Origin of the sequence: Deinococcus frigens DSM 12807, assembly GCF_000701425.1 — a bacterium.
GTDB classification, from domain to species: Bacteria; Deinococcota; Deinococci; order Deinococcales; family Deinococcaceae; genus Deinococcus; species Deinococcus frigens.
Genome location: NZ_JNIW01000110.1, coordinates 1 through 5,138, shown reverse-complemented (window position 1 = coordinate 5,138; position 5,138 = coordinate 1). Strand labels below are relative to the sequence as shown.

4 protein-coding genes and 1 pseudogene are annotated in these 5,138 nt (G+C 65.5%); 1 reads left to right on the top strand and 4 read right to left on the bottom strand.

The window, feature by feature from the left end; translation table 11 throughout:
- The 4 genes and pseudogenes from Q322_RS0119500 to Q322_RS0119485 all read right to left on the bottom strand — a co-directional run.
- Positions 1–284, bottom strand: a pseudogene (locus Q322_RS0119500) (sugar ABC transporter permease); the annotation flags it as partial.
- Positions 285–687: 403 nt separating this feature from the next.
- Entirely contained in the window at positions 688–1,770 is a 1,083-nt protein-coding gene (locus tag Q322_RS0119495) for an ABC transporter ATP-binding protein (protein ID WP_084148110.1), read from the bottom strand.
- Between the two features lie 9 nt (positions 1,771–1,779).
- The gene (locus Q322_RS0119490; protein ID WP_051668797.1) at positions 1,780–3,309 is read right to left on the bottom strand and encodes an ABC transporter permease; all 1,530 of its coding nucleotides are present in this window, start codon (positions 3,307–3,309) and stop codon (positions 1,780–1,782) included.
- Between the two features lie 29 nt (positions 3,310–3,338).
- Positions 3,339–4,313, bottom strand: coding sequence for an ABC transporter substrate-binding protein (locus tag Q322_RS0119485; RefSeq protein ID WP_029479516.1), 975 nt, complete (start codon positions 4,311–4,313; stop codon positions 3,339–3,341).
- 625 nt (positions 4,314–4,938) lie between these two features.
- Here Q322_RS0119485 and Q322_RS23695 point away from each other — a divergent pair.
- On the top strand, positions 4,939–5,138 hold a 200-nt coding region (locus Q322_RS23695), incomplete at its 3' end, for a hypothetical protein (protein ID WP_034419365.1).

Genomic DNA, 5,138 nt, shown 5'->3' with positions numbered 1-5,138 from the left:
ACGGCAAAGGCAGCGGTGATGCCCAGGCTGTTCCAGAACTCGCGGTCTGCCAGGAGTTGACGGTAATTGGCGAGGCCAACCCAGTTTGGAGCGCTGAGCATGTCCGCGTCGGTCAGGCTCATGTACAGCACGCGTGCCAGCGGGTAATAGGTGAAGACCACGAAGATCAGCAGTGCGGGCAGCAGGTACGGTGCGGCACGCAGCAGTTCCAGCAGCGCGCCCGGCGTGTGCCTACCCTGTCCAGTTATGCGGATGCGAGCCGGAGAGATCAGACTGGCTTTCATGCTCTGACGGTACGCGTGGCGCATCAGCGCGCTGCAAGTCACAAGCCGCTAACAAGTGAGCAAATCGCGTTGTAAGCCCTATCGCCTGAAAACACCCGTTCAGACTCAGGTGCCAGCTCGGCTGCTCAGCATGTTGTCGTCCTGCTCACCGGGCATGAATCACCATAACCGCGCCTTTCGACGTTGCCAGCCTTCTGGACCGCGCTTTACTAGACCATCCCACCACCACGCTGCTTCAACACTCGGGAATAGAAAATTCGTTGTTCCAAACGGGGGATTTTTTGCTCCTCCACCATTGCGGGGGAGGCCGGGTGGGGGGGTGGACATAGCTCGCCCTCGTGCTGGACGGCGAAAACGCTTTTGGTAGCCTGAGTCCACCTTTTGCAATGCGCATCAAGCGTATTCACGGCACGCTCCAGAGGGTGCTTGGCTGGCTCTGTTCCAGGCTAAAGACGCCCACGCCTGCAAGCTCAAGGCCCACCACTTCACCCGGTTCACACGCCGTGGTGCGCTGGGCGACCACGACAGGGCCGTCCAACAACCGAAAACGGCCCAGCGTGACGCCGCGCATGGAGGCGTCGCGCTCAAAGGTGGCCTGGAGGGCCGCGCCGTGGCTTCTCACCGCCCGCGCGTGTTCCCAGCGAACCGTCACCATCACCTCTCCGTCGGGAAACGCTGCTGGAGCGCGCCAATCGCCCAGCCTGACCTCCCCAGCCCTGACCTGAGCTGGAAGCTCGTTCAATCGCCCCAGCGCGCGGGCGGCTCCCAGCGTCGCGGGCGAGTGGTAGACCCGGTCCGGGGGGCCATCATCCAACACCTCGCCGCTGCCCAGCACGATAATCCGGTCGGCCACTGTCATGGCCTCGTCGGGATCGTGCGTCACATGCAGCGCGGCGCGGCCCTCGGCCCGCAGCAGCGCCGCCACCTCGCCGCGCAGTGTCTCGCGTAACACTGGATCAAGAGCGCTGTAAGGCTCGTCGAGCAAGATGAGTTCAGGTTCCACCGCCAGGGCGCGGGCCAAAGCCACCCGCTGCCGCTGGCCGCCGGAAAGCTGGGCTGGCCGGGCCTCTTCCAGCCCGGCCAGCCCCACCGTGGTCAGCAGGGTGTCCGCCCGCGCCCACTGGGCTACGCCAGCCCTGCCCATCACCAGGGTCAGGTGTTCCCTGGCACTCAGGTGCGGCCACAGGGCGTAGTCCTGGAACACGAAGCCCAACCGGCGGGCTTCTGGGGCCAAGTGCGCTGCCTCCCGTCCGCCGATGATCAACTGGCCCGCATCTGGGGTCAGCATCCCCGCCACCAGCCGTAGCAGGGTTGTCTTGCCGCTGCCCGAGGCCCCCAGCAGCGCCACGATCTCCCCGGCCCCCACCCGCAGGTCAACGCCCTGCAACACCTCGTTGCGCCCCAGGCGTTTGGTCACACCCACCAGGTTCAGGGCGTCTGGACGGGTGGTGGGACCTGGCGCGGGCGACGGTTCTTTTCTCGGCATGACCTCCATTTAAGCGCGTCCACGCGGCACCAGCAGGGTAGGTAGACTCAGCAGCAACAGCACTGTTGCCAGCGCGGCGGCCCCCCGTAAGTTGCCTTCCGAGAGAAGGTTGAGGACGCCCACCCCGGCGGTTTCCGCGCCCGGCGCGTACAGCAGCGCCGAGAGCGTGACCTCGGAAAGCGCCAGCGGGTAGATCACCAGAAATGAGGCCACCAGATGCGGGCGGGCCAGCGGCAGGGTCACGCGCCAGAAAGTTGCCCAGCGCCTCACCCGGTGAAGACGGGCGGCAAACTCCAGATTTGCCGCGCCGGGCGTGGCCGCGCTGCGTCCGCCCTCTACACCCGGCGCGAGGAAGCGCAGCAGATAGGCCAGCATCAGGAACAGTGGTGTGGCGTAAAGCGCGGTGCGCCCAAAGGCCAGGATCAGCCCCAGGGCCAGCAGCGTACCCGGCAGCAGGTACGGCAGGGTCAGGAGTCGCTGCGCCGCGCTCGCCAGCCGCGATCCCTGTCCGGCGCGGGCGATCCACAGACCCAGCAGGGCGCAAATGGCCGCCGCAGCGAGGGCCAGCCAGACCGAGTGCCACAGGCCCCGCCGCACGCTGTCCAGGACCAGCGCCCCGGCAAAGTTGTCCAGCGTGAAGCCGGGGCGGTAGGAGGGCTTGAAGGCCAGCAGCAGCGTGGCCGAGAGGGGCAGCACCAGCGCGATGAGTGTCCAGAGGCTGACGGCCGCCCAGGCCAGACGGCGCAGGCGGCGCGGCGTGGGCAGCCCGAAGTCCGATGCTGGATCGCCTGCTGGCGTTCTGGGGCGGATCAGCAGTGCGGGCAGGGCGGCCACCACCAGCAGCCAGGCAACTCCGGAGGCCGCCGAGAGCGGATCGGCCAGCGTGGGGTTAAGCAGCCGGGCGTAGGCCAGCGTGGACAGGGTGTAAATCTTGGCCGGAAAGCCCAGCACGGCGGGTACCCCAAAATTGCCCAGCAGGCTCAGGCCGATCAGCACTGCTGCCGCGCCCACGCCGGGCCAGATCAGCGGCAGCACCACCCGCCGCAGCCCCTGCACGCTGTTCAGGCCATGGACGCGGGCGGCCAGCAATGGTCCTTCCCCCTGGGCGCTGAGGGCCGCCCGGACAAGCAGGTAGGCCAGCGGCGCGTAGTGCGTCACCCAGGCCAGCTCAATGCCGAACGGTGTGTAGACCGGCAGGATCGCCCGTCCGGTGAACACATTGCCCGGCCCCAGCGCCGCGAGCCAGGCCGTCGCCCCGATAAACGGCGGAATCAGGTACGAGACTGAAATGAGCAGGTCGGCGGCAGTGGGCAGCCGCGCGAGCCAGGTGAGTAGCGCCAGCCCACCGCCGATCAGCAGCGAGAGCGTTAGGCCCACGCCCACCAGGCCTAGCGTCGCCAGGACCACATCCCAGTCGCCGCGCAACACCCCCGGCACGGCGGGCAGACCACGCGCCAGGACACTGAAAAGAGCGAACAGTCCAGTCGCGGCCAGGATGACCGCCGCCCAGGTGCCCGACTTGAAGGTGCTGCGCTTCACGCCGCCGCTTGTGCTTCAGGCCGGGCCACTTACTTCAGGTCAAACAGGGCCGAGAAGCGCTGGCCGATCTCGGCCTTGTTGGCCGCAATGTAGGCCGCCGCGCTGGGCAGGGTCGGCACGCTGGCGGGGACGCCGGCCGGCCGGGGCGCACTCGGCATCACGGGCACGTACGAGAGCCTGGAGAAATTTGTCTGGGCCGCTGGCGAATACAGGAAACGCACGAACGCCTGCGCCAGCGCCTTGTTCTTGCTGGATTTCAGCACCCCGATGGGCGTCGGCACCAGAATGGCCCCCTCTGTGGGGTAGACGATCTGGATCGGCGCGCCCTTGGCGGCCTCACGCCGCAGGGCGTAGTCCACCAGCAGCGCCGCGCCGTACTCGCCGCCGATCAACTTGGTGGTGGTGATCGGATTGGACTGCTCGATCTTCATGCCGTTCTTGGCCAGCGCGTCGAAGTAATCCCAGCCCAGCCGCTGCGCCAGCGTCCCAGCGGTAGAAAGTGCGCCGCCGCTGAACAGCGGATTGGGCATCGCCAACTTGTTCTGGTAGGCGGGCTGTTTGAGATCGGCGAACGACTTCGGCGCGGTCTTGAGCACGTTGGTGTTGACGCCGATGACGTTGTAGAGCTTGCGAACCTCGGCGTAGGTGCCACCGTAAACGGCGTTGCCGGGCACATTCAGGCCGCTGAGATCGAGTTTTTCCAGCAGGGTACGCTTGCTGAGCGTGTCAAAGTAGGTTTGATCGGCAACCCAGAGCAGATCGGCCTGGGAGTTGCCAGCTTCTAGCTCGGCGTTGAGCTTGGCCGTGACCTCACCGGTGCCAGAGCGGAAAAGCTGCACCTCGGCCCTGGGATAAAGCTTCTTGAAAGCGTCCACCTGTGCCTGCACGTCGGCCTGCACCTCGGAGGTGTAGAGGGTCAGCGTGCCGCTGAGATCAGCGGAAGCAGTCTGGGCGCTGGACAGGCTCAGGCCAGACAGCGCGGCAGTCAGGAACAGGCGTTTCATCCACATGGTCTAGCGGGCGGATGTCAGGCGGAGGTCTGCCGTGACATGTAACCTGATCCACGGCGATAGGAAACTACCTGAAGGTTGGGTGACCTGCGCTTCCTGGTGGGAGCTGTCGGCGTGCTGGTCCGCCTCCCTGGCGAAGGCACCTGTAGGCGTTGTTGTCTGATATACGAAGCGCTTGGCACATTCTGTAGAAACCTGCGATTGGAGATGGCTCGATTTTGCCAAGATGAAAATCAGTCTCGAAGAGGGCTTGAACCATACATAGCGTGCGCACCTTACAACTGGCTGCTCAGTACCTGACACTTTCGGATTCAGGCTGGCTGGGCGAAGGAAAAGCGGTCATCAGAAGCGCCAGAAGGTCCTGAAAGAGGAGGCGCTGCCAGCGCAGAGAGTCACACAGCAGCTCCCACCCATACTGGGCCAAACTCATGGCCCTGCGCCCGTGGGCTTTGACGGCGATTCCATCGCCGTCCGCTCGCCATACCCCGATCCGAACCATCCAGGCATACGTCAGACTGAGCAGAAGAAACAGTCGTGAGACCTGGCGGCCTGACAAATTTTATGAGGGCGGACGGAAAACGAGCTGCCAGCCAACTTCAAGGGTGGTTTGAGGAGAGGCATGAGGGCGTTTCCGATGGCCCAGTGGCTCAGGGTCAGGCCCACCCTGGAGCGTCAGGCGAGAGAAGATTGCCTGACCACGGCTCAGCGCGTAATGAACCGCCCGGAGACCGATCTTGAGGTAGCTCAGCGCCCGCCGCCAGTGGGGATCGACGTGTCGTCGATCCCCACGCTGGACCACCTCTATGCCTTCGGACACGA

Excerpts from the sequence above, each read along its gene's own strand:
- Q322_RS0119495 (WP_084148110.1), bottom strand. The coding sequence starts at position 1,770 with ATGCCGAGAAAAGAACCGTCGCCCGCGCCAGGTCCCACCACCCGTCCA.
- Q322_RS0119485 (WP_029479516.1), bottom strand. The coding sequence starts at position 4,313 with ATGAAACGCCTGTTCCTGACTGCCGCGCTGTCTGGCCTGAGCCTGTCC.